The sequence below is a fragment of the Brevibacillus fortis genome (assembly GCF_046196545.1).
Taxonomy (GTDB): domain Bacteria; phylum Bacillota; class Bacilli; order Brevibacillales; family Brevibacillaceae; genus Brevibacillus; species Brevibacillus fortis_A.
Genome location: NZ_CP176370.1, coordinates 1,600,744 through 1,623,952, shown reverse-complemented (window position 1 = coordinate 1,623,952; position 23,209 = coordinate 1,600,744). Strand labels below are relative to the sequence as shown.

Genomic DNA, 23,209 nt, shown 5'->3' with positions numbered 1-23,209 from the left:
CTTACTTCACCTCCCGGCCGATTTGTGACTGAAAGATTTCCTGATAGACGTGGCAAGAGATCATCAATTCGTCATGCGTACCGATGCCTGCGACTTCCCCATTGTCGAGCACGATGATTTTATCCGCATCCATGACGGACGTAATCCGCTGTGCGATCAAGATGCAGGTGAGACCAGCCGCATAGGCTCGAAGCGCATCCTTAATCTTCCCTTCTGTCGCCACATCTACTGCGCTTGTACTGTCGTCTAGAATGAGGATTTCCGGCTTTTTCACCAGGGCTCTGGCTATGGAAATTCGCTGCTTCTGTCCTCCGGAGAAGTTGACTCCTCCCTGCCCTACGCGTGTCTCATAGCCTTCAGGAGTAGCGGAGATGAACTCGTGAGCCTGCGCCATGCGTGCCGCTTGCTCGACCTCCTCGTGGGTCGCCTCTGCCTTGCCCCAACGGATGTTTTCCATCACCGTGCCTGTAAATAGCATTGTTTTTTGCGGTACGATCGCTATTTTTTCACGCAATCGCTTCGGTTCGATGTCTCGTACATCCATACCATCTACCCGAATCGTGCCTTCCGTTACATCATAAAACCGTGGAATCAAGCCAACCAAACTGCTTTTTCCAGAGCCTGTCGACCCGATAATCCCGACGGTCTCCCCAGGCAGACAAGTAAACGAAATCTGCTTGAGTACCGGCTGTCCGCTCCCACCGTCATACGAGAAGCTGACCTGCTCGAAGTCGATACGTCCCTTTTTGCCCGGAAGCTCGTGAGGTTGTTCCTCTTTCCAGCTCATTTGGTTTTCCTCAGCAAATACTTCCCCGATGCGTCCCGCTGATGATTTGGCCCGCACAAACATGTTAAATACCAAGGAAATCATCATGAGTGAAAACAGAATTTGCGTCATGTAGTTCGTAAACGCGATGATATGTCCGACTTCGATGCTTCCTTGTTCTACGCCAAGCCCGCCAAGCCAGAGAACCGCGACAATTCCGAGGTTCATCGTCAGCATGATCGCTGGACTGAAGATAGACATTACCCGCGTAGCCGAGACCGATTTGGATTGCAGCTCTTCGTTTGCCCGTGTAAACTTGCCACGCTCAAAATCAAAGCGATTGAATGCCTTAACGACTCGTACTCCAGATAAATACTCACGCATTGCCCCGTTCACCCTGTCGAGTGCTTGCTGTACCTTCAGGAAGAACGGGAAACCAATTTTCATATTCAAGAAAATAAACAATCCCACAATGGGCACAACGATTGCGAGAATCACAGCCAAATCCGCGTTCAATTGGGTTGCCATAAACAACCCGCCAATGCACATCAACGGTGCCTTGACGAATATTCGCATCATGCCGTTTACAAACATCTGTACTTGATTGACGTCATTGGTTAGACGTGTCACGAGCGAGGCTCTGTCGAACTTGTTCAAGTTTTCAAAGGATAAGGACTGCACTTTGGAAAACAAATCTGCGCGCAGCTGCGCACCGAAGTTTTGCGAGACGTATGTGGCCAGCACATTGCGGATTGATGCCGCAACTGCCCCGAGCGCCGTAACGAGCAGCATCAGCCCGCCAGTCTTGAGCACGTAATCCAAATCCCGGTTTGCTACACCCTTATCGATAATGTGTGACAGGATCGTCGGCTGCAAAAGATCACATACCGCCTCCAACGCTAAGAAAAACATGGAAATCCCGGCGACTACGCCGTATTTTTTTATGTATTTTTTGTAGAAGCGCATCCGTTCACCCCATCTGTGTTCCTACGTACAAGATAACGCTTAGCTAGCGAAATGTCACGAGGGATTGTCAAAATGAAAGCGTGGGGCTAACAGGTTTTTCCTATCAACATCGTCGAAATGTTAGGCGATAGATTTTTGGTCGAATAGGAGATGAAATGATGGCTCAATCACTGTTAAAAGGTATGGAAGGGGTTTTTATACCTGTGACGAACCCCCGTGCATCTGCAAAATGGTATGAAGAAAAGCTTGGGTGCAGATCTTTGTTTGTGGAAGAAGAAGCGGTCACGATGCGGATTTCCGAGGAATCTAACACTGTCATCTGTCTCGTCCGCGTAGAAAACCATCAGCCGATGACATTTCCGGAAAATCATTTTGGTGTCGGCAAATACTATAATTTTCTTCCTGCGGACATTGAGGCAGCACATCAGCTGTTAATAGAGCGTGGGGTGAGGGTAACCCCGATTGATGGATTTGGGTCTACAAAGGTGCTGACGTTTTTTGACCCAGATGGGAATCCGCTTGGAATGTGCCAGTATTGAATGGACAAAAAGGGCAAAAAGCTGGAATCACTTTTACGATCCCATGCTTTTTGCCCTCATTTCGTTCACTCGGTCTTTTATTCCTGTGGAACAGCGCTTTGATCCATATACAAGAACTCCCACAGATGGCCATCCAAATCTTGAAAGCTCCAGCTGTACATGAAGCCGTGGTCAACCGGGTCTTTCGATGGAGTTGCGCCCGCGGCTAATGCTTTGTTTACGATCTCATCGACTTGCTCTTTGCTGTCCGCCGATAACGCGACAATCACCTCGGTGCTTCTCGTTGCATCTGTCAGCTCTTTTCTCGTAAACGTTTGGAAAAACTCTTCGACGAGCAGCATTGCAAAAATGTTTTCGCCGATCACCAAGCATGCTGCATTTTGATCCGTAAATTGCGGGTTAAATTCATAGCCGATTGCCGTAAAGAAGTCGATGGATTTGTTGAGGTCTTTCACCGGTAAATTAACGAAAATCTGTTTGGATTGCAATGCCATGTGTACTTCCTCCTCGGGTTTGTTTTTCCTTGATGTCTATATCCTAGCATTTCCGAGGACAGGAGGCTTCTTCTGAATTGCTATTTTGCCACGAAGGTATGTGGCTTTCCGATTGAGTTTCTATGCCGATGGACACTCAGGACGAGACCGAGGACGGCGAAATGAGCCAAAGCAGTTCCTATGTCGCCATAGCTGAGAAAAGGAATCTCAAGATCCACGATTGGCAGCATGCCTGTTGACATCAGCAGTGGCCAAATGAAGAACAGGGAGAATAAAGGAACGATACCGACAATGAGATGCTTCCCATACGGCTCGTCCACTTCCTTGACGACCCGAGCCAGTCTTATTATAAACAGAGCAACGGCTAACAAGATCAAGATGCCCGCAATCCAGCCATAACTATGGATTAAGTATGTAAATTTGAAATCGGAGTCTAAAGCAGGCACGTTCGGTAATGGAGCATTGGAGCCCTTTCCCCAAAAACCTGCCGAGCGAATTGCTTCCATCGCCTCTAGATATTCATATCCCTTTCCGAGCGGATCTTTGGTCGGTTGTACCCAGCCCTGCACCCTTCCTAGCGTGTATCTATCCAATAAACAGGCAACTGCCAAAACAATAGCAGACACAATCACTAAATAGAGTTTTTCTTTCCGGACGGTTTTCGTATACATCATGAGTATCATGAATCCAAATAAGTAGAGCATGAGTTCCATAAACGATCCAGCCATAACAAAGAGGCAAGCTGGCAACAAAACAAATACGGTCAGCTTGGAAGCTATGCTCCGAAATCGCCACGTTCTGGTAAGAAGCATACCCGCAACGCTTATGAGAAACAAATACATGGACATTGCCACAAAATCGATCCTAATCGAACCACTAAGGTACATATATATTTTTCCATTCATTGTATAGCCGTACGCAAGAATGAGAAAAAACACGCCCACAGTCAGCATGTACAAATGCAACGAGTACCGCAAAAGCTTGCGATAATCCGTAAAAGTAAATGCGAGCATCACCCCGATACCAAATAAGGCATAGAACCAGTAGCGGTCCAGCTTTAACTCAATATTTATGACCTGCATGCCATACATCGTAAAAAGCCCGACAGCCAGAAAAGCCATCACATACACCAGAAGCCTCCACTCCACTTTCGGCTTATAAATCTGATGCAGCTGCTTCCCAACCGCAGCAGAATCCCCCATTTGCAAAATGGCTTGCCTTACCGCTTCTTCCTCTCCCATCCCCTCGTCCATCTGCTCATCCATCAAATCTAGCAGGTGACTTTCCAGTTCATCCCGAATTCTGCGATGCATTTCTGTAGCCCGAACATGTCGACATACTTGATCGAGATAGTCTGCAATCAATGGATGTGTATTCGTCTGCTTCATGCTCTTCCCTCTCCCAGCACCCGATCAATCCCATCGCGGAACGTATGCCACTCGAGCTTTTTCTCCTTCAATTGCCCGCGACCTTCTGCCGTAATCCGATAGTATTTACGCTTCCTGCCATCCTTCTCATCCCAATACGCTTCCACAAAACGCTCCGCTTCGAGCGCATGCAGGATCGGATACAACGTCCCTTCTTTTAGCGTAAACAGACCATTTGACTCCTTCTCGATGGCTTTCGCGATCTCGTACCCGTACATTTCCTTTCGATCCAGCATCGTCAAGATCAGGATCACGGTACTACCTTTTAAAAGCTCCTTATTGATTTTCATAGCGCCTCCCGATTTAACCGAATATACCTAGATAAACAATACATCATAAATCTATGTATGTAATTCTATCATCCAAATCTTGTAAGATCAACACATGTGTAACATTCAGCTTTCGAGAAACGTCTACCTTCTACATACAAAAATGGAAAGAGAAAGTGATTCTACCTATGAAAAAGACCAAATCCGTCAACATTCTGTTAGCTCTAAGCCTTACTCTATCAATCGTTCCTTCTGTCGCACATTCTGAAAATGCCATCCGTTCAGACAGACCGGAAACGACAATACTCAAGTACGTTCCGACAGAAAAAGAGATTCAGGTACCACCTGGTCTAACGGAACCATTTTTCGTACCATTTGCAGGATCGAGTCCGAATGATCCCTATTACAAAGAGTTCAAGCAGAAATGGTTCCCTCATTTTGCCCTTGTTTCTCCTACCGGGAAAGTAATCGATCAGCAGGAAGCGTTATTATATCCAGGCTACATCAGTCCATTGCAAAACGGATATGGCTTTTTTCATATCATTACCCACTTTGGTAACAGCTCGTTTATTATTTTCGATCAACAAGGCAACACACAGGAATTAACCACCTATAACGATTACTTCACGCAAATAGACGGAGAGTGGTTTTTGTATTCTCCCACAAGCTATACCTCTTATCTGTACAATGCTCGTACGAAAATATCCAAGCAGATCACAGATGAGGAACTATTTCCAATCTCGAGTGAGCATACGGGAGAAAAAACTTTCGATATTCATCACTACCCTTTTGTCAAACGTAACGTAAAGGATGGCATGGTTTTATCCTACAAATTTGGTTTAAAAGATATGAATGGCAAAATACACGCAAAGCCTTTCTTTGATGAGTACATGGGATACAGCGAAGGATTGCACCGCGTGAAAATAAATGGCATGACCCACTTTATTACGCACGAAGGAAAAATCGTGCTGAAGCCTTCTCGAAACTACAAGGTGGAATCCAACTTCCATTCCGGTGTTTTTATCGTGTCAGGCAAAAAGGACAACGAACAATTTTACTTATTGATGAATAAAAATGGGACATTCGCTTCGAAAAAGTATGCGTTTTTGAAAGAGACGAGTGACGGGCAGTTTATTGCGGTGTCGAAAACAAAGGATGGGTATTTGTTCCAGAAAATCAATGCGCTGGACAAACCAACCACAACCCTTCCATACAAGTTGGATAAACCAGAGCAGCTCAAGCAATTGAAACAGACTGGCAAGCTCTTTCATACAGACACACAGATCATCGCAGACGTAGCGAATAAGCAACCATTCCCGTTTCCACACAAGCTGCTCACGCCTCCTAGAAAGGAAACCGTTTCTATGGAATATACGGTTGGCGGCAAGAAATATATCGGTACGTTTACGCATGATGGGACGAAGATATATGCCAGAGAGCTGAAATAGCTGCTGGATTAGCTCTGTTCCCGATTCTACTAGACGAAGGGACGTTATTTCGTGAAGCCAACTATTCTCACCCGCGAGGAAACACATGTAATTGGTATCACTTTTACGGCGAGTGTGACAGAAGACTTGGGCAAAAAGCTCTCCGCTACTACCACTGAAGCTTTGCGAGCTAGAAAAAGCGAGATTCACCATCAGGTTGGTGAGGGCGAATACCTGATCCAAATCTATCCTGACAAAGCTGACTTCGATGCGGCGGTAGATCCTTTTACCACCCTAATTGGCGTCGAAGTTTCCAGCCTGGCCGATATTCCTGAAGGGATGGTCAGTCACACGATTCCTGCGGGGACATTTGCAAAAGTAACACACAAGGGACCAGAGACAAACTTGGGTGAGACGTATGGTTTTCTTTACGGGTCCTGGCTCTCTGAATCGGGATATGAGTATGCCGGATTTGATTTTGAGTATTGGGACGAGCGCTACAAGCCAGAGCAAGAAGACAATGAAATTGATATTTACGTTCCGCTCTTCAAATAAGAGACATAGCGAAAAACCAGGGAAGTCTCTCCCTGGTTTTTCTGTTGTTACGATGTTATTAACTACGCACCCACTCCCCTGTCAGCGCATCTACCATATAAAGCGGTGTGTCGTGATAATAAATATGATAGACGAGACGCGGTTCTAATCTTCCTGTCGTTGGGTTCTCCATCAACTTGTAGACCAATCGGAGCGGGCGATGGGTGACGTATACGTTAGTCGCGTCTTCCCGTGACATTGCCTTGTTTTTGTCAGGAAGCTGCTTAGGCTCCATGGCATACGTAGGAATGATTCCGATCACCTGTTTCCTGTCCACATCAAAATGAACCGTATACCCTCCCATAATCGGTACTCCCTGATGGGACTTGAAGAATTGATAGGTTTCGGTGTTGCCTCTTCTAGTGGCAGAACCAAGTAGCAGTTCTTTCGTGTCTAACGGAAGGTATTTCTGAAATTGCTTTGCTGCTTCTTGTACGTTTTCCAACTTCGGATGAGGGAGCTTTTCCTTTTTCTCATGGATATTTTCATACCGATAGTTCAGAATTTTTCCTGTATCTGTTACTACGATCAGTTCCATTTTCTGTTTGGTTCGCGTTTCCATTTTGTACGTATGTACGCCTGAGCCTTCTTGAATAACGATGGAAAACGGAGGCTCGAATCCCCACTCCCGAAAAAGTCTATCTGCTTCTTCGATGTCGGGAGCTACCAGCTTTATGCCTCCCGGTTTCACAGGAATTGGCGGCATATCTACTAGACTGTAATCGGGATGATAGTGTTCTGTGGGGTAAATTTCTCCTGTGATGGCATCAATGTCACCTGAAAAAGGAAACTCATATTGCAATCGCCCTTCCCACTCTGAATAGAGCAGCCGGGCGCTCTGCCCAAAAATTTGTTCTGCCTTTTTTACTGGCATTGCCTTTTTGGGATCAGGAAAGACCATGCCTGTCGTATCATTTGTCCGTACTTCTTTTTTATGATTCCTGCCCGCCTGGTCAATTGTAAATGTATATTGGTCTTCGAGAACCGGTATGTTGTTCACCGTCTTGTTCATCACGACAACACCTGTATCGGTATTGGATAACATACCATTCACCGCATATTCACTCGCCTCTCGACCTGCCAATTCTTGCAGCAGCTTCTTCGCCTGCTCGTATACAGGATGGGCGGGAAGCTGATGACTACTTGTTGCCGTCACCTGAGGGTCCATGAGTTCGTTTTGCCCCATCCCAGCCATGATGTACAGCCCAAAGCCAAAAGCGATCACGACTGCTGTCATCCCCGCTGTCAACGGATTCATGAACAGCCGTCCCTTCTTGCCGACCCGACTCGTTTCTTGTTCCAGCATAGTACGTAAGCTCTCTACAAACTCCTTACGTGGGGGTGTACTTTTTTGCAGAGTCGCTAACCGTTCCAGCATATCTCGTTCATTTTGCCAATCCACTGTACAACTCCCCCTTCTTCGTATTCGACAGTTTGCCATGCAACAGCTTCAGTGCCCGGTGCATCGTCGTTTTCACGTTTGATTCAGAACAACCCAGTATTTCGGCTGTCTCTTTGACGCTGTACTCTTTAATGCCACGCAGAATGACAACCATGCGATAATGCGGCGGCAATCCCTTGATCGCAGTGATCAATTCCTGCTCGTCCTCCCGGCTTTCCGCTTCCTGAGCAGGATTCCCCTCTGAGGCTGGCATCACGACAGACAGCCAGTCCCCTGACAACAGCTTTTGCCACTTGCGTTTTCGATAGTAATTCATCGCTGTATGCTTCGCGATCGCAAACAGCCATGTCTTCACGTCAGATCGCTCTTCAAATCGTTCAAGCGAGTGAATCATTCGCAAAAAAACCTCCTGCGTCAAATCTTCTGCATCATTCTGACTGCCGGCAAAGTACAGTAAAAATTGATACACATCATGATAATGCCGCTCATAGATGGCTATGACCCGATGTTTCATTTCCTCATACAAAAAAGCTCCTCCTTCTCTTGCTGTCGGCTGATCGACTACTTTCCTGTAGCGAAAATTTTCTCGTATACCCATTAGTGTCTTGAATAGGAAAAAGGTTACAGCAGAATGTTTGAAAATGTTCAGGAATGCAACAGCGACGGATGGATCGGGTAGCCTATAATTTACATGAGTCCTGCTACTTTCCTGATAACACAAGAAGTAAGAACGGAGTGACCTGTATGTATAAACGGCTACTAGCGATCCCGATTGCCGCTTTGCTCCTCGTCCTGACAGCCTGCGGCAATGGTGGACAATCGGGCGATTCGGCATCGAAACCGACCAGATCAATCAATTACTTGGGCAACACCTATACAATTCCAGCCAGAACCAAAGATATTGTGTTCGTAGGCTTCCCTGCTTCGTATGAAGATTCTTTCTTGCTGGGAATCCCGCCCACCGCAGCAACCATGGATAAAAACGGAAAGTTTCCGGCGGAATATCAAGCCATGATCAGAAATGCCAAGCATCTCCCTTATAATATTGCAGATAATCTAAATGAGCTGGTTGCCCTCGAACCTGACGTCATCATGACAACCGACAAGACCCCCAAGGAAGACGTCGCCAAATTGCAAACCGCTGCATCCGTCATTCCCGTCTCTACGAACGGAGCTCATTGGCAAGAAAACCTGCGTCTGCTCGCTGATGTTCGTGGAAAAGATGCCAATTTGGATACTTTCGTAGGTAAAGTGAAGCAAAACGCACAGGAACTCCGAGACAAGCTCGCCGCACTTCCAGAAAAGAAAGTGCTGACGCTGTGGTTCCAAGAAGGCTCCTTCTACGTCTATCCAAAGGATGAACGGTACAATTACCTGCTATATACCGACTTGGCCCTGCCTGTCCCAGATGTCGTCGCGAATGTGCAGGAGCGTACCGCGCTCTCTATGGATGCTTTAGCAAAAGAAGATCCCAACTACTTGTTTGTAATGGTCAACAAAGAAGACCAGCCCGCTCTCAAGCAGTTGCAAGAGCAGCGTGCATGGACGAACCTAAGTGCAGTCAAAGCAGGTCAAATGTACATGAATGCAGTTGAACCAGGATTGGCTGGTGGCACGGCCTACAGCAACCAATCGTTTTTAAATGCGATTCGAAAACAGATGCTGAAGATGAGTGAATAAAAAGATGGGCTTTGCTCATACTATATTCATCGAGCTCGGTGATGTGTTTTCAATCAGGCTGTAGTCCTTTACGGAGGCGATGTGCCATGGATGATTTACACGATCACCTAGTGAGTAAGGAAAACCGCACACTGCTTTAAGCTTCTAACTTCATACTGGAGGTAGATGCGTCGCACGTGATGATCGGTAACACCTCAAAACTAACGAGCTCGATTATGCCGTCTCCTTTATGGGGGCGGTTTTATTTCTTTTAAAACCCGTTTGTCGGGCTGGAGTGGTGGGGAGGAAACAGGAGAAAACGCTCAGCTTCTTGTCCCACCCGCTGAGGGTTCACTGCCCGGCTCCATGAAAAAAAGCGAAACCCGCGTCCAAAGTCGTCCTTTCAGGAGGTGTCTCAGAGGTGGACGCTAAAAGCTTGTTTCTCTTTTTTTCATTGCGCCTCGGTCGGTGTACCAAAGATCTTCACTTATTTCTCCTGTTTCCTCTACGAGCTTTCAGTGTTAAACGGGTTTTAAAAGCCTTAAAAGATGGAAGAATGTGTTCAGTTACGACAGAGAAGAATATTTCCAGACGTAGCGACTTGTGGAGTCCTACCGAGCGGAGAAGGGATTTGCGGGGAAAAGAAACGCAACGTGCCCGTGCTACGAAGCGGCTACCACTTTTGCGTTTCCCCGCAAATCCCTTCGGAGCGGACAGTCTTAGCCCTCAGCAGGACGGAGCCTGGAGCCTAGACTGGAAATATTCTTCTCTCTACCGCAGCCTATTTTAGGAACCTTACGTAGTTGCTGTAGTGCTGGGAGGAAACAGGAGAAAACGCTCAGATTCTTGTCCCACCCGCTGGAGGATTGACTGCCCGACTCCATGCAAAAAGCGAAACCGCGTCCAAAGTGGTCCTTTCAGGATGCCTTTTCAGAGGTGGACGCTTAAGGGCGTGTTTCGCTTTTTGCATTCCGTCTCGGTCGGTGTACCAAAGATCTTCGCTTATTTCTCCTGTTTCCTCTACGAGCTTTCCGTGTTAGACGGGTTTTAAAAGCCTTAAAAGATAGAAGAATCTCATTAGTTACGACAGAGAAGAATATTTCCAGACGTAGCGACTTGTGGAGTCCTACCAAGCGGAGAAGGGATTCGCGGGCAAAAGAAACGCAACGTGCCCACACGACGTAGCGGCTACCACTTTTGCGTTTCCCCGCGAATCCCTTCGGAGCGGACAGTCTTATCCCCCAGCAGGACGGAGCCTGGAGCCTAGACTGGAAATATTCTTCTCTTCACCACAGCCACATAAAAAAGACCTCTGTTCTTAACAAAGGTCTTCTCCATTGAAAACATTATTCACCTAAATCAACGTTATGGTACACCTGCTGCACATCGTCCAAGTCTTCCAAAGAATCAATCAGCTTTTCGAATTGAGCTTGTACATCTTCTGTCAGCGTTACTTCGTTGTGGCGTGGTATCTACTTGTAAGTCTAATGCCATTGTATTACTCATCTCCGAGCTACAGTTTAGGAAACCGTTGCTACATCCTGCTGAGCTACGGGGACAACTATGGTTTGTGGCAAGAGCCTTTTTCTGACGCCTCACCGACTTTCTTATTATATGTAGGTACACATTTTTTGCAAATACCGTGGTCATTTTCAGCTTCCGGCACGAGAGACGGCTTTCTATTGCGTGATCGATTAGCGCTGCTCATAAATGCGGAAATACTCGTCTGACTTGTCCGATGCAAAAACAGAATAATGGGTGGAGGCAAGATCGGCCAAGTAATACGATTTCCCATCCCCAGCCCAACCAATGATGCGGTAGTTATCAAGCCCACCTAAATAGGGGCTAATTTTGCCATCTTGAGGATCACCAAAAGGATAGGTGCACTTCGGGACTTGCTTGCAGGAGCGGATTAACATATAACTATCCCGGGAGCTTGCTGCTCCCATAAAAAACGCCTCTGCAGCAATCTGATGTCCGGCAGGTGACCAGAAGATCTTATACAGGGTATCTTCATAGGACACGGGAGTCTTCATAATCACCTTTTTTCCCTTTTGCAAGTCTAATAAGTATTCTTCCGTATCTGTCCGCATGTAACGGTACTTCATGTCATTGGAGTAAGAGGGAAACTGGGTCATTTTGTGATCGTATTTCAAGCCTGTCGGCACGTCCAGTTCCTTGTATGCAGTTTGAGTTTGGTAAAACAGCTTTTGGGAATTCGGCATCCAGTAGAACTTTTCTTCTGGTTCGAATTCATCCTGCTTCCAAGCATACTGGTCGTTCATCTTCATCTTGAGCGTAGGCAGATGCTGCAGGTACAGATGGGCATTTCCCTTCGTATCAGAAGATTTTTCGTCCTTTCGGGTATAAGCCATGTACTGTTCATCCGGTGAGACGGAGAAATCGAGCACTGGATACTGGGAAACTGGCGGGACAAGCACCGTCTTTTGGCCGTCTGCCAACGTGAGCTTTGCAATGCCTCCATTTTCACGGATGTAGAGTACGTCCTGCTTCGGTGACCATTTGGCAAAGCCGGATAATTGGGTCAGCGTGTGCTTTTGCAAATCGTACAGGAATGGGATTGTAGGATCTGCCTTTGCGTAGCCGATTCTCTCTCCGTACACAAATCTACCCGTTGGCGATATGTTGGCCCGATGAATCAAGGGCATCTTCGTCTCGATTCTTTTGATCTTGCCATCTGTTGTCGCTTGATAGAGGACGACGGGGTCTGGCTTACGCGGGTCCAACTTGGCAGGAGTAGGAGCACCAGAAGAAGCACTGATCGGCACAGAGGCCAGCACGATGATCAGTAAAAATGAAGTCAGTAAACGTCGTATCATAGTAGGTCCTCCTAAGTAAATGTTCCATAATTAAGACGCAGATTGTTAACTTTAGTTTCTGCCATATTAATAATAATAAAAAAGTGGGACAGCCTTGTTGAATCTCCTTACTGGATTGAAAAAGCTTTTTCAAAAGAAATGCAAAAAGCGAAACCGCGTCCAAAGTGGTCCTTTCAGGATGCCTTCTCAGAGGTGGACGCTTAAAGACGTGTTTCACTTTTTGCATTCCGTCTCGGTCGGTGTACCAAAGATCTTCGCTTATTTCTCCTGTTTCCTCTACGAGCTTTCCGTGTTAAACGGGGTTTAAAAGTCTTAAAAGATAGAAGAATCGCATTAGTTACGACAGAGAAGAATATTTCCAGACGTAGCGACTTGTGGAGTCCTACCAAGCGAAGAAGGGATTTGCGGGCAACAGAAACGCAACGTGCCCGTGCTACGAAGCGGCTACCACTTTTGCGTTTCCCCGCAAATCCCTTCGGAGCGGACAGTCTCAACCCTCAGCAGGACGGAGCCTGGAGCCTAGACTGGAAATATTCTTCTCTCCCCCGCAGCCAATACGCAGCAACGAAAAAAGACCTCTGTCCTAAAACAAAGGTCTTCTCCATTGAAAACTTATTCACCTAAATCAACGTTATGGTACACCTGCTGCACATCGTCCAAGTCTTCCAAAGCATCGATCAGCTTTTCGAATTGGGCTTGTACATCTTCTGTCAGCGTTACTTCGTTTTGTGGCAGCATGGTCAGTTCAGCTACGGTAAACTCTGTGACGCCGCCATTTTTGAGCGCTTCTTGAACAGCGTGGAACTGTTCTGCATCTGCGTAAACAATGACAGCATCGTCTTCTTCCAAAATGTCGCGCACGTCTACGTCCGCTTCCATCAAGATTTCCAGCACTTCATCAGAGGATTTGCCTTCCAAGCCAAATACCGCTGTTGGGTCAAACATATAAGCAACCGAACCGGATACGCCCATGTTACCGCCGTTTTTGTTGAAAGCGGCACGCACTTCAGGAGCTGTACGGTTTACGTTGTTGGTCAGTGCATCTACGATGATCATGGAACCGTTTGGCCCGAAGCCTTCATAGCGCAGCTCGCTAAACGTTTCATCAGAGCCGCCCTTCGCTTTATCAATCGCGCGGTCGATAATCGCTTTCGGTACGCTGTACGTTTTGGCACGCTCCAGGACGACCTTCAGAGCACGGTTGGACTCTGGGTCCGGCTCGCCTTGCTTTGCCGCTACGTAAATTTCCTTCCCGAACTTCGCGTAAATACGACTGGTGCTTGCGTCTTTAGAAGCTTTCTTTTCTTTAATATTGTTCCACTTACGACCCATAATCCCACTCTCTTTCAATATGACAGATTCAAAATAGAAAAACTCCGGATTCCTTTTACACACTAGCCTATTATACCTCAATCTTATGAAATATGTTAAGCAGTGGAAGAATTTAAAAGCACAGCCCCTGATCAGGAGAGCTGTGCTTTGCTTTTTAGAATCTTATTTCTTGGTCAATCCTTCGTAAATCGTCTTGATATTCCACTCCATCATTTTGATGTACGTATCGCCATCTTCTCCCGGCTTTCCGAGAGAGTCCGTAAATACTTTCCCGACAATCGGTACACCAGTTTCATTTGATACCATCTCCATGCTGCGCGGATCGATACTCGTCTCTACGAACAGAGCCGGGATTTTTTTCGCACGGATGGTATCGACCACCTGTGTGACCTGCTCTGGTGTTCCTTGGTTCTCCGAGTTGATTTCCCAAATGTATGCCGCTTCAAAATCGTACGCTTCGCTGAAATATTTGAACGCTCCCTCGCTCGTCACGAGCATACGCTGTTCTTTCGGAATCTGGCTGTATTGCTTAACCGCGTCCTCGTGCAGAGCAGTCAGCTGTTCGATGTACTTCTTGGCGTTTTGCTCATACGTTTCCTTGTGCGCTGGGTCTACCTTGATCAAGGCATTTTTTGCATTCTCCGCATACTTGATGCCATTGCGTACATCCAGCCAAGCGTGCGGGTCCTCTTCGCTCTCTTTCCCTTTAGTCGTCAAGTGCTTGGCTGCTACGCCCTCACTGAGTCGGAACACCGGTGCATCCGGACCTGATTTGCCCGCTGTGTTCATAAGATTATTGAACCAAGAATTACCCGCCTCCAGATTTAAGCCGTTGTAGAAAACAGCGTCTGCATCCGTCGTTTTTTGCACGTCAGCAGGCAGTGGATCATATTCATGCGGATTGGAGCCAATCGGAGCGAGACTATGGATCTCTACCCGATCTCCTCCAACGTTTTTCACGATGTCATACAGGATGGAATACGTGGTCACGACCTGCAGCTTGTCGCTATCTGATTTCGTGGGCTCGTTCGCACTTTGCGGAGCACCACACGCTGCCATTAATACGGTTGATATAAGAAAAACAAAAAACAGATTCCACTTCTTCATCACTATATTCTCCTTTACTTTGAGAGCTCGACTCGTTTTTGCCGAGCTCGGATTGATTTCCATACTACCCCGTGTTTTCGGGAGAAGAGAAAGGCCAGGAAGAATAGCACAGTTGCAACCACGACAATCGTGGCACCAGAGGCCAAATTATAGGTAAAGCTGAAATAAAGGCCGATAACCGCCGACAACATCCCAAAACCGCCAGCCAAAAAGATCATGATCGACAAACGGTCCGTCAAAAGATAGGCGGTAGCAGCCGGTGTTATCAGCATCGCTACAACCAGCACGATTCCTACGGTTTGCAAGGAAGCGACAGTTACCATCGTCAACAAGGTCATCAGCAAGTAATGAATGAGATTGTTGCGCAATCCATAGGCAGCAGCAATGGTCGGATCGAACGAAGTCAGTAGCAGTTCTTTGAAAAAAGCGTAAACTGTCACGATGACGACGATCCCGATGCCAACCGTCACCCACATGTCTGACGAACGCACAGCCAATACATTCCCGAACAAAATGTGATACAGATCGGTACTGCTTTTCAGCATCGTAACCATAATGATCCCGACCGCAAAGGCGGACGTGAACAAAATCCCGATCGCGGTGTCGTTTTTGATGCGGCTATTTTGGCTCACGTAGCCAATTCCAACAGCGGTGAGCACCCCCGTTAAAACAGCGCCCACGAAAAAATTGATTCCAAAAGCATAGGAGAGGGCCACCCCAGGCAAGACAGCGTGTGAGATGGCATCCCCCATCAAAGACATTCCACGCAAGATGATAAAGCTACCAATGACGCCGCAGATTAACCCAACCACTACAGATGTAAATAAAGCTTTTTGCAAAAACTCATACTGTCCAATTGCCATCAAGAAATCCATTATGCAAGCACCTCGGTCTTTTCGAGAAATGGTAGCTGATAGGAATATGCTCTCGACATGACTTCTCGATTCAGCACTTCGTCGACCGTACCGAACTTGATCAGTTCTTTGTTCATGAGAAGAAGCTGATCAAAGTACGCATATGCTTTGGACAAGTCATGATGGACGACCACGATTGTTTTGTCCTGAAATTGCAGCTCTTTCAAAATACGAATGATGGTGTCCTCGCTCGCCACATCAATCCCTACAAACGGCTCGTCCAGAAGCAGCAACTCCGGTTTTTGCGCAAGTGCCCTTGCCAGGAAGACACGCTGTTGCTGCCCGCCGGAGAGCTCCCCAATTTGCCTGTCGCGGAAATCCTCAAGCCCTACTCTTCTCAGGCATTCCAGCGCCCACGCTTTTTCCTTTTTTTTCGGAAATTTGAACAGTCCGACACTTGGGTATGTCCCGATCAGCACTGTATCCATGACGGTGATCGGAAACGTCCAATCAATCATGCTCCGCTGTGGTACATAGGCAATTTTCTTCCGGAATTCATTCGTCTCTTTCCCAAAAATCCGGACATTCCCCTTATCTCTCGGAATGAGGTCCAAGAGCGCTTTAATCAGGGTTGACTTTCCTGCCCCGTTTGGACCGATGATTCCAACCATGCTCCCTAGTTCAACATCAAAAGAAACATCCCGAACAACTTCGTTCCCAAAGTAAGAGACATGCAGATCCCTTACCGCGATAGCAGATTCCATGATTTTTCCCTCCAAATAATAGCCCGTTATATGATCCCGCCCAAAAACCGATGGTGAAACGGGTAATTCCTATATGCACATATGCCTACACACAACAATGTAGTCTTGTACCAATAATATTCTCCAAAGCAAACTAATATGCTTGCGTATAAAAAAGTTGCCCTAATGCAAAATTAAATGATTTCCATTACCATGTCAATATATTCTTTTTTCTGAAATACAAAAAAAGTGCAGCCCTTGTTTAAAAGAGCTAACACTTCCAAAATGTCCCTATTTCGTTCATAATTAAAAGCTTTTTTTCTATAAAAATAAATAAACATATGTGAAACAACTATAGTTATGTTAATATGAACATTATCTGTTTGATAAAAATCTAAAAATTAAAAACTAACTAAAAATAAAGAGAGGTGGATCGTATGCAGGATCAAAACTTGGAGAGAGGTCTAAAAAACAGACACGTACAACTCATCGCGATCGGCGGTGCAATCGGAACAGGATTATTTTTGGGCGCAGGAAAATCGATTCATTTGGCCGGCCCATCCATCTTATTTGCTTACTTGATTACGGGCATCATCTGCTTTTTAATCATGCGCTCACTCGGGGAGCTCCTCTTGAGCAATTTGAACTACCATTCTTTTGTGGATTTCGTCAAAGACTACTTGGGGAACATGGCCGCATTTGTCACGGGCTGGACTTACTGGTTTTGCTGGATTTCCATCGCCATGGCCGACCTGACAGCGGTTGGTCTGTATACGCAATACTGGTTTCCAGAAATACCGCAGTGGATGCCAGGCTTAATTGCCCTCGTGATTTTATTAATCATGAACCTGGCTACGGTGAAGCTTTTTGGAGAAATGGAATTTTGGTTCGCGCTCGTAAAGGTCATCGCGATTCTCGCCCTGATTTTTGTCGGCGTCTTCATGATCATCAAGGGCTTTTCTACGAATGCAGGTGCGTCCAGCTTCACGAATCTCTGGAGTCATGGCGGTATGTTCCCGAACGGCTTCAATGGGTTCCTTCTCTCCTTCCAGATGGTCGTGTTCGCATTTGTTGGGATCGAGCTCGTCGGTCTGACAGCCGGTGAAACAGAAGACCCAAAACGAGTCATTCCAAAAGCGATTAACCAAATCCCGATTCGGATTTTGATCTTTTACGTTGGCGCACTCATCGTCATCATGAGCATTTATCCTTGGAACGCGATCAACCCGTTGGAGAGTCCATTCGTGCAGGTCTTCGCAGCGATTGGAATTGCAGCCGCTGCCGGTATCGTCAACTTTGTCGTACTGACCTCCGCTGCTTCCGCATGTAATAGCGCCATTTTCAGTACAAGCCGGATGGTTTACTCCCTTGCCAAAGAAAAGAATGCACCGGTGCCTCTTACCAAGCTGACTGCCAACAAGGTCCCGGCAAATGCACTACTCTTTTCGACGGTTGTTATCCTTATCGCCGTTGTATTGAATTACGTCATGCCAGAAGGCGTATTTACACTGATCACAAGCGTTTCGACCGTTTGCTTTATCTTTATTTGGGGTATTACCGTCATCTGTCATTTGAAATATCGCAAAACGAGACCAGATTTAGCAAAAGCCAATTCATTTAAAATGCCGCTCTATCCTTTTGCCAACTACCTGATCCTGGCATTCCTTGCCTTCATTCTGGTCGTGCTGGCACTCGCGGAAGATACACGAGTCGCCTTGTTCATCACACCTGTGTGGTTTATTTTACTCGTCGTGATTTACAAACTGCGGAAAACGAAGACAAATGAAATAGAGGTAGCAGAAAACTAAGCAGCGCCTCCTGTTTTCACTTTCAACACCGGTGAAAATGGGAGGTGCTTTATTTTGGAATATCCTCGCGTTGCTCCGCTTCAAATACCCCTTCGATCACAAGCCCTTTCTTGCACTTGAGATAGTACATAAACGGAAAATAGGAAACGAAGCCAAACAGAACTGCGCCCAAGCCATACAGGAGCGGTACAGAAAGCAAGTGCAAGATTCCCGCTCCCCATCCTTTCACCTGCATACTGAAAAGCAAAGCTTCCGAAGCGCTCAACTGCCCCATTACAAGTAATAATAGAAAACGGATGGCCCCATCCAAAACCCCGATCGAAACCCCAGCTCCCACGCACAGCTTTAGGTAGGACGATATTTTTATGTATTTGACTTTTACTCTCGTCATCCACTGCACCCCTTTTTCAAAATTTTTTCTAAAAGAAAACTAGCTTCCTTTCACTTCGATGTGTACTATATGTAAAAAAACCAAATCCAGCATGAGGTGATAGTAAACATGACACAGCAGCATTCGTCCTTTGCAAGACCTCCACTCGCAGATTGCATTCCTGATCTCGTTGCCTTTTCCAGAGGGGAGAAAAAAGCGACTCTCTTCATCCATAACGGCACTCTCGTCAATGTTCTCTCCGGTGAAATCTTGCCGAATATGTCCGTGGCTATTGTTGGCACCCGTATCGCTTATGTCGGTCCTTTTGTGGAAGGGATGACGGATGAATCCACCAAGATGATCGATGCAAAAGGAAAGTATATGGCACCCGGCCTGCTGGACGGGCACTGTCATATCGAGAGCAGCATGCTGTCCGTGACGCAATTCGCCAATGCGGTACTGCCGCTCGGAACGACAGGCGGCTTTTTCGACGCGCATGAGATCTCGAATGTTCTCGGTCTACCTGGTTTGCGCATCATGCTGGATGAGGCGAGACAAACACCGATGGCTGCTTACATGCAGGTCGCTTCCTGTGTTCCTTCGACGGATGCTTCCTTTGAAACGGCTGGGGCAGAATTCGGACCAGCGGAGGTCGCAGAAGCATTGAGCTGGGGACCGGATATGATCGCGCTCGGAGAAGTCATGAACTTCCCTGGCGTTGTGTATGGTGACCCGAAAATGATTGGAGAGATTCAAGCGACACTGCGGGCGGGAAAAGTAGTAGATGGTCACTATACTTGGCCTTCAAGCGATCCGCGTCTGGCTGCTTATGCCGCTGCGGGTGTAACCGGCTGCCATGAGTGCGTGACCAGCGAAGATGTCGCACAGCGCGTGCGCCTCGGGATGTATGCCAAAATGCGCCGCGGATCTGCCTGGCACGATGTTGCAGCAACGATCAAAGCACACACCGAACAGGGCATTGACTCCCGCCGGATGATGCTCGTGTCTGATGACCGCATTTGTGATTCGTTGAAAGAAGAAGGACATATGAACTTCATCGTCAGACACGCGATCTCGCAAGGAGTGAAGCCCGTTACTGCCTTCCAGATGGCGACCATCAATACAGCAGAACGATTCGGTGTCGCAAGAGATGTAGGCTCAATCGCACCGGGTATCATCGCCGATATGATTTTGCTCGATGGGAATCTGGCTGATGTGAATGTCGTGATGACGATCGCACGCGGTGAGGTAGTGGCGGAAAACGGTGAAATGACGCTTGAACTACCTCCGTTCCCTTACCCTGCGTTTGCTGTCAACTCTGTGAAAATCAAGGCCGAGCTCACTCCATCTGACTTCATTATCAAGACCCCTGTTCCGTCTGGGACGATCAAGACGCGCGTGGCAGTTGTTCGCGAAAATCACGTAGAGACGGACGAAGTGTTTGTCGATGTAGCTGTCGCAAATAGTGAGCTTCAGATTACGCCAGAAAGCACCTTGTGCAAAATGGCTGTTTTCGAACGCCATGGGAAAACAGGCGGCTCTGCCATCGGGATTGTCGGCAATGTCGGTTTTAACCAGCCTGCAGCGATTGCCATGACTGTTGCCCACGACTGCCATAACGTGCTTGTCATCGGAAACGACGATGAGCGGATGGCACAAGCAGCAAATGCTGTGATCGGCATGCAAGGCGGTATCGCTGTCGTGACTGGAGACGGCGAAATTGTGGAGCTTCCGCTACGTTTAGCCGGACTGATGTCGACCGAGCCTTATGAAACAGTTGTGCAGCAATCCATGGAGATTAGCCAAGCATTGGTGAAGGCGGGCTGCACGATGAACTACGCCTTTATGACATTGTCATTGCTTGCTCTGGTCGTCATTCCGACCTTGCACATCTCGGATACGGGCTTAATTCGCATTTCAGATGCGGGATTTGAGCGGGTATCACTGTTTGTGGAATAACGACGACATCCCCTCTTTTGCGAATGTGCAGGAGAGGGTTTTCTCTTTTGGCTACCTTATTCTTCGACCAGCTGAACCACTTTGCATAATTGATAGAAATAGAAAACCCCACGCATTTGTACGCGATTCATCTGATCCAGATAGTGCAGCGTTTCCAAAGCGATGTTTCGCGCCTCTTTTACATCCTCTTCATTCATGTTCGAGATGGCTTCCTTTAGCTCCACAACCGATAAAGAATAGACAGCAGGTCGCAGCGTACGAAGCAGCATGATTTTGCGGATTTGCGAGCGATTGAAGAGACGATAGCCGTTTTTCTCATCGCGGGAAGTCGTAATAAGTCCAATCTTTTCCCAGTGACGAATGGTTGAGCTGGGCAGTGAAGTCATGGCTGCTACCTCTCCAATCGTCATCCATTCGCTGTTTCCAACTTTCTCGTACTTTCCTGCTCCACCGTCTTCGAGCATTGCCAAGTTTCGTTCGGCTAACTGCTTGTCCCTCTGTAGATTGGCCTGAGCCTCATTCACACGCCACAGAGCATCCTGCAACTGTCTATCCTGGATCAGTCGCATGACCTGCGCCGTCACTTCCATCCCAAAGCCAGGAGACATGGCTTGAATACAGGTAAAATAAGCGACATGCTCCTCCGTATACTTCCGGTAGCCACTCGCTGACCGTGCGACAGACGGAACCAGCCCATGCGCTTCGTAATTGCGCAAGGCGCTTGTGCTCAGCTTCAGCTTACGTGCAATATCAATGGGGCGTATGGCGACCACGCCTCCTTCCCGACTTTCTTCGATAAAGATTAAAGCTTAGTTGTAAAGTTATTTCAATCTTAACCCGCTTTATTCCTTTTTATTTGGAAAAACCTTCGAATTAGCACGAATGTTGTAAGATGAATGTGACAAGTGGAAGGAGGCGCATTAACCAGTGCACACAGCTGAATTCGAACGGCAACAGACAACTCTCATTCAAAAGGGCTATCCTGAAATGGCGGGCATGACCGCAGATGAGTTTACGAAATATCTGGCCCCGCTGCAATCACTGGCAGAAGCTCTCCCCATTCAAGAAGACGATCAGCAAGAAGGCCTCGTACCCTTTGTTCTCGTTGTGAAAGGCGATTGGTTCGACGGAGAAAAAGCGATGCAAGCAATCGAGCGGCAAAAGAAAGCTGGCTTCAGTGTCATGGATGCAGAAGAAATCCGGCGGTTTACACCTATAGAGGGCATCGAGCTTCCTACAGGAATGGCTTACCTGATAACCGGAATTGATACAGGAAAAGAGACGTTGAACGTCACACCGAATGACGCGATGCCCATCCTCTTGGAGCAACAGCGTTCTCCGCTCACGCTGGAGGAAGGGATAGCCCTGATCACTCACTTCCCGAATCAGGTAAAGAAAAACAACGGCTTTTCTCTGCTCGGCTCTCGCTGTGGCGACCGACGCGTAACAGCCATGTGGATCAGCGAAAATAAACCGAAGCTAGGCTGGTGCTGGGCCGGCAACCCTCATACGTGGCTCGGTTCTGCTTCCTGCCAAGCTCGTTTGGGCGAAAAAAAACCTTGAAGCTCATTCAAGGTTTTTTCTTACTTATTCTTTTTCATTCAATGTAACGCCATTTATTTTCAAATGAGCGCGAAACATTTCCATCATCAAAGGCATTGCCTCTTTTTCTGGCCATGAATCCGTCTTCCATACTCCTGCTTGTTTAAACGCGCGCGGGCAATGGAGGAAGCACTCCTCTACCTTCACGATCACGCCTATGCCGCTTGTTTTACCCTTCCATTCTTGCGCGGCGAGTAGCTCTGCATCTTTTGTAAGGCGGGCTGATCCGTTAATACGCAACACTTCTTCCAGACCCGGAATCAGGAAAATCATACCCACCTGCGGATTGGCAATGATATTCAGCAAAGAGTCGACCCGTTTGTTCCCCATTCGCTCTGGAAAAATAATATGGTGATCATCCAGCACTTTAACGAAACCTGGCTCGTCACCTCTCGGGGAAACGTCACATCTGCCTGAAGCATCTGCTGTAGACAAGAAAAACAACGGCGACATGGAAACGTAATGAATCACATGCGATTCAACCTGCGCGATGCTTTTTTTCACAACCGCCTCGTGCGGTTCTCCCACCAGACTTTTCAGTTCTTCTGCACTGGTGATGAGATCTTTTACTTCCAACGGATTCCACATAGGTTCTACTCTCCTCTCTCTATGTATATCTTTTCTTAGTCTATCGGTGCTTTGGCTACTCGGTTACTGATGTAATCTTTGTAAGCAACAATTTTACGTTCTAGCATACCATCCACATCGATTAAAGTTTTTATTTGTTGCTCAATATAGTGTTTGTGTTCTTCTAAAAGACTCAATCGAGCTGTGGTAGTATGTTCTCCTTCTAAAAACAGTGAAGCGTACTTCTTGATTTTCGAGATAGGCATTTGCGTTTCTTTTAACTTGATAACAAATTGCAGCCATTGAATATGCGAATCGTTATATCGCCTGTCACCGCTTTCATCGCGATCCGGAATAATTATTTTTTCCTTTTCATAATAACGCAACGTATGTGTGCTTATCCCTAATAGATATGCCACTTCACCAATCGTGCGCATGAGAAACCTCCAAATGGATTTTATACCCTTGACTTAGAGTTTACTCT

The 23,209-nt window shown here is 47.0% G+C and carries 22 protein-coding genes and 1 pseudogene; 7 read left to right on the top strand and 16 right to left on the bottom strand.

The genetic code is table 11. The features are described 5' to 3' along the window. Nucleotide 1: 1 nt before the first annotated feature. Nucleotides 2-1,732, bottom strand: a complete 1,731-nt coding sequence (locus tag ACKKE8_RS08605; protein WP_409177802.1) for an ABC transporter ATP-binding protein — start codon at nucleotides 1,730-1,732, stop codon at nucleotides 2-4. A gap of 158 nt (nucleotides 1,733-1,890) precedes the next feature. On the opposite strand from ACKKE8_RS08605, the gene ACKKE8_RS08600 reads away from it, so the two are divergent. Beyond that, nucleotides 1,891-2,271: a VOC family protein gene (locus ACKKE8_RS08600; protein ID WP_409177801.1), complete on the top strand. Its 381-nt coding sequence runs from the start codon at nucleotides 1,891-1,893 to the stop codon at nucleotides 2,269-2,271. Between the two features lie 77 nt (nucleotides 2,272-2,348). Here the strand turns inward: ACKKE8_RS08600 and ACKKE8_RS08595 are convergent, their stop codons facing one another. The 3 genes from ACKKE8_RS08595 to ACKKE8_RS08585 all read right to left on the bottom strand — a co-directional run bounded on the left by ACKKE8_RS08595 (nucleotide 2,349) and on the right by ACKKE8_RS08585 (nucleotide 4,482). After that, nucleotides 2,349-2,765: a VOC family protein gene (locus ACKKE8_RS08595; protein ID WP_409177800.1), complete on the bottom strand. Its 417-nt coding sequence runs from the start codon at nucleotides 2,763-2,765 to the stop codon at nucleotides 2,349-2,351. 80 nt (nucleotides 2,766-2,845) lie between these two features. Continuing rightward, nucleotides 2,846-4,153 (bottom strand): FtsW/RodA/SpoVE family cell cycle protein, encoded by a 1,308-nt coding sequence (locus tag ACKKE8_RS08590; RefSeq protein ID WP_409177799.1) that lies wholly within the window; start codon nucleotides 4,151-4,153, stop codon nucleotides 2,846-2,848. Continuing rightward, a complete protein-coding gene (locus ACKKE8_RS08585) occupies nucleotides 4,150-4,482 on the bottom strand; it encodes a PadR family transcriptional regulator (protein WP_409177798.1) in 333 nt (110 codons plus the stop codon). The genes ACKKE8_RS08590 and ACKKE8_RS08585 overlap by 4 nt, the downstream gene beginning before the upstream one ends. A 167-nt stretch (nucleotides 4,483-4,649) precedes the next feature. Between ACKKE8_RS08585 and ACKKE8_RS08580 the strand changes: the two genes are divergently transcribed. Continuing rightward, nucleotides 4,650-5,909 carry a hypothetical protein gene (locus tag ACKKE8_RS08580; protein WP_409177797.1) on the top strand — a complete coding sequence of 420 codons (1,260 nt, stop codon included), beginning with the start codon at nucleotides 4,650-4,652 and terminating at the stop codon, nucleotides 5,907-5,909. 51 nt (nucleotides 5,910-5,960) lie between these two features. After that, on the top strand, nucleotides 5,961-6,443 hold the full coding sequence (locus ACKKE8_RS08575; protein WP_409177796.1) for a GyrI-like domain-containing protein: 483 nt from the start codon (nucleotides 5,961-5,963) through the stop codon (nucleotides 6,441-6,443). A 58-nt stretch (nucleotides 6,444-6,501) separates the two neighbouring features. Here ACKKE8_RS08575 and ACKKE8_RS08570 read toward each other — a convergent pair whose 3' ends face one another. Further along, complete coding sequence (locus ACKKE8_RS08570; RefSeq protein ID WP_409177795.1) at nucleotides 6,502-7,884, bottom strand: hypothetical protein; 1,383 nt, start codon at nucleotides 7,882-7,884, stop codon at nucleotides 6,502-6,504. Further along, nucleotides 7,868-8,410: an RNA polymerase sigma factor gene (locus tag ACKKE8_RS08565; RefSeq protein WP_409177794.1), complete on the bottom strand. Its 543-nt coding sequence runs from the start codon at nucleotides 8,408-8,410 to the stop codon at nucleotides 7,868-7,870. The genes ACKKE8_RS08570 and ACKKE8_RS08565 overlap by 17 nt, the downstream gene beginning before the upstream one ends. Nucleotides 8,411-8,628: 218 nt before the next feature. Between ACKKE8_RS08565 and ACKKE8_RS08560 the strand changes: the two genes are divergently transcribed. Then, complete coding sequence (locus ACKKE8_RS08560) at nucleotides 8,629-9,564, top strand: ABC transporter substrate-binding protein (protein ID WP_409177793.1); 936 nt, start codon at nucleotides 8,629-8,631, stop codon at nucleotides 9,562-9,564. Nucleotides 9,565-10,889: 1,325 nt separating this feature from the next. Here the strand turns inward: ACKKE8_RS08560 and ACKKE8_RS08555 are convergent. The 6 genes and pseudogenes from ACKKE8_RS08555 to ACKKE8_RS08530 all read right to left on the bottom strand — a co-directional run. Then, nucleotides 10,890-11,003, bottom strand: a pseudogene (locus tag ACKKE8_RS08555) (YebC/PmpR family DNA-binding transcriptional regulator); the annotation flags it as partial. A gap of 234 nt (nucleotides 11,004-11,237) precedes the next feature. Beyond that, nucleotides 11,238-12,383, bottom strand: a complete 1,146-nt coding sequence (locus ACKKE8_RS08550) for a hypothetical protein (protein ID WP_409177792.1) — start codon at nucleotides 12,381-12,383, stop codon at nucleotides 11,238-11,240. A 612-nt stretch (nucleotides 12,384-12,995) separates the two neighbouring features. Then, nucleotides 12,996-13,715, bottom strand: a complete 720-nt coding sequence (locus ACKKE8_RS08545; RefSeq protein WP_409177791.1) for a YebC/PmpR family DNA-binding transcriptional regulator — start codon at nucleotides 13,713-13,715, stop codon at nucleotides 12,996-12,998. 162 nt (nucleotides 13,716-13,877) lie between these two features. After that, nucleotides 13,878-14,822, bottom strand: coding sequence for a metal ABC transporter substrate-binding protein (locus ACKKE8_RS08540; RefSeq protein WP_409177790.1), 945 nt, complete (start codon nucleotides 14,820-14,822; stop codon nucleotides 13,878-13,880). A gap of 14 nt (nucleotides 14,823-14,836) precedes the next feature. Next, nucleotides 14,837-15,697: an iron chelate uptake ABC transporter family permease subunit gene (locus tag ACKKE8_RS08535; RefSeq protein WP_409177789.1), complete on the bottom strand. Its 861-nt coding sequence runs from the start codon at nucleotides 15,695-15,697 to the stop codon at nucleotides 14,837-14,839. Continuing rightward, nucleotides 15,697-16,440 carry a metal ABC transporter ATP-binding protein gene (locus ACKKE8_RS08530; protein WP_012685204.1) on the bottom strand — a complete coding sequence of 248 codons (744 nt, stop codon included), beginning with the start codon at nucleotides 16,438-16,440 and terminating at the stop codon, nucleotides 15,697-15,699. The genes ACKKE8_RS08535 and ACKKE8_RS08530 overlap by 1 nt, the downstream gene beginning before the upstream one ends. 416 nt (nucleotides 16,441-16,856) lie before the next feature. Between ACKKE8_RS08530 and ACKKE8_RS08525 the strand changes: the two genes are divergently transcribed. After that, the gene (locus ACKKE8_RS08525; protein ID WP_409177788.1) at nucleotides 16,857-18,227 is read left to right on the top strand and encodes an amino acid permease; all 1,371 of its coding nucleotides are present in this window, start codon (nucleotides 16,857-16,859) and stop codon (nucleotides 18,225-18,227) included. Nucleotides 18,228-18,276: 49 nt separating this feature from the next. Here the strand turns inward: ACKKE8_RS08525 and ACKKE8_RS08520 are convergent, their stop codons facing one another. Beyond that, nucleotides 18,277-18,618 carry a hypothetical protein gene (locus tag ACKKE8_RS08520; RefSeq protein ID WP_409177787.1) on the bottom strand — a complete coding sequence of 114 codons (342 nt, stop codon included), beginning with the start codon at nucleotides 18,616-18,618 and terminating at the stop codon, nucleotides 18,277-18,279. 108 nt (nucleotides 18,619-18,726) lie between these two features. Here ACKKE8_RS08520 and ACKKE8_RS08515 point away from each other — a divergent pair, with 108 nt between their 5' ends. Continuing rightward, nucleotides 18,727-20,556, top strand: coding sequence for an adenine deaminase (locus tag ACKKE8_RS08515; protein WP_409177786.1), 1,830 nt, complete (start codon nucleotides 18,727-18,729; stop codon nucleotides 20,554-20,556). A 56-nt stretch (nucleotides 20,557-20,612) separates the two neighbouring features. Here the strand turns inward: ACKKE8_RS08515 and ACKKE8_RS08510 are convergent, their stop codons facing one another. Continuing rightward, a complete protein-coding gene (locus ACKKE8_RS08510; protein WP_409179083.1) occupies nucleotides 20,613-21,320 on the bottom strand; it encodes a MerR family transcriptional regulator in 708 nt (235 codons plus the stop codon). Nucleotides 21,321-21,483: 163 nt separating this feature from the next. On the opposite strand from ACKKE8_RS08510, the gene ACKKE8_RS08505 reads away from it, so the two are divergent. Then, the gene (locus ACKKE8_RS08505; RefSeq protein WP_409177785.1) at nucleotides 21,484-22,119 is read left to right on the top strand and encodes a DUF5701 family protein; all 636 of its coding nucleotides are present in this window, start codon (nucleotides 21,484-21,486) and stop codon (nucleotides 22,117-22,119) included. Between the two features lie 24 nt (nucleotides 22,120-22,143). Here ACKKE8_RS08505 and ACKKE8_RS08500 read toward each other — a convergent pair whose 3' ends face one another. Both ACKKE8_RS08500 and ACKKE8_RS08495 read right to left on the bottom strand, forming a co-directional pair. Next, nucleotides 22,144-22,746: an MSMEG_1061 family FMN-dependent PPOX-type flavoprotein gene (locus ACKKE8_RS08500; protein ID WP_409177784.1), complete on the bottom strand. Its 603-nt coding sequence runs from the start codon at nucleotides 22,744-22,746 to the stop codon at nucleotides 22,144-22,146. A gap of 35 nt (nucleotides 22,747-22,781) precedes the next feature. Next, the gene (locus ACKKE8_RS08495; protein WP_409177783.1) at nucleotides 22,782-23,162 is read right to left on the bottom strand and encodes a MerR family transcriptional regulator; all 381 of its coding nucleotides are present in this window, start codon (nucleotides 23,160-23,162) and stop codon (nucleotides 22,782-22,784) included. Nucleotides 23,163-23,209: the final 47 nt, after the last annotated feature.

Coding starts and splice junctions, on each gene's coding strand:
- ACKKE8_RS08585 (WP_409177798.1), bottom strand. CDS start 4,482: ATGAAAATCAATAAGGAGCTTTTAAAAGGTAGTACCGTGATCCTGATC.
- ACKKE8_RS08515 (WP_409177786.1), top strand. CDS start 18,727: ATGACACAGCAGCATTCGTCCTTTGCAAGACCTCCACTCGCAGATTGC.
- ACKKE8_RS08605 (WP_409177802.1), bottom strand. CDS start 1,732: ATGCGCTTCTACAAAAAATACATAAAAAAATACGGCGTAGTCGCCGGG.
- ACKKE8_RS08580 (WP_409177797.1), top strand. CDS start 4,650: ATGAAAAAGACCAAATCCGTCAACATTCTGTTAGCTCTAAGCCTTACT.
- ACKKE8_RS08540 (WP_409177790.1), bottom strand. CDS start 14,822: ATGAAGAAGTGGAATCTGTTTTTTGTTTTTCTTATATCAACCGTATTA.
- ACKKE8_RS08535 (WP_409177789.1), bottom strand. CDS start 15,697: ATGGATTTCTTGATGGCAATTGGACAGTATGAGTTTTTGCAAAAAGCT.
- ACKKE8_RS08595 (WP_409177800.1), bottom strand. CDS start 2,765: ATGGCATTGCAATCCAAACAGATTTTCGTTAATTTACCGGTGAAAGAC.
- ACKKE8_RS08520 (WP_409177787.1), bottom strand. CDS start 18,618: ATGACGAGAGTAAAAGTCAAATACATAAAAATATCGTCCTACCTAAAG.
- ACKKE8_RS08550 (WP_409177792.1), bottom strand. CDS start 12,383: ATGATACGACGTTTACTGACTTCATTTTTACTGATCATCGTGCTGGCC.
- ACKKE8_RS08500 (WP_409177784.1), bottom strand. CDS start 22,746: ATGTGGAATCCGTTGGAAGTAAAAGATCTCATCACCAGTGCAGAAGAA.
- ACKKE8_RS08545 (WP_409177791.1), bottom strand. CDS start 13,715: ATGGGTCGTAAGTGGAACAATATTAAAGAAAAGAAAGCTTCTAAAGAC.
- ACKKE8_RS08530 (WP_012685204.1), bottom strand. CDS start 16,440: ATGGAATCTGCTATCGCGGTAAGGGATCTGCATGTCTCTTACTTTGGG.
- ACKKE8_RS08560 (WP_409177793.1), top strand. CDS start 8,629: ATGTATAAACGGCTACTAGCGATCCCGATTGCCGCTTTGCTCCTCGTC.
- ACKKE8_RS08600 (WP_409177801.1), top strand. CDS start 1,891: ATGGCTCAATCACTGTTAAAAGGTATGGAAGGGGTTTTTATACCTGTG.
- ACKKE8_RS08590 (WP_409177799.1), bottom strand. CDS start 4,153: ATGAAGCAGACGAATACACATCCATTGATTGCAGACTATCTCGATCAA.
- ACKKE8_RS08525 (WP_409177788.1), top strand. CDS start 16,857: ATGCAGGATCAAAACTTGGAGAGAGGTCTAAAAAACAGACACGTACAA.
- ACKKE8_RS08495 (WP_409177783.1), bottom strand. CDS start 23,162: ATGCGCACGATTGGTGAAGTGGCATATCTATTAGGGATAAGCACACAT.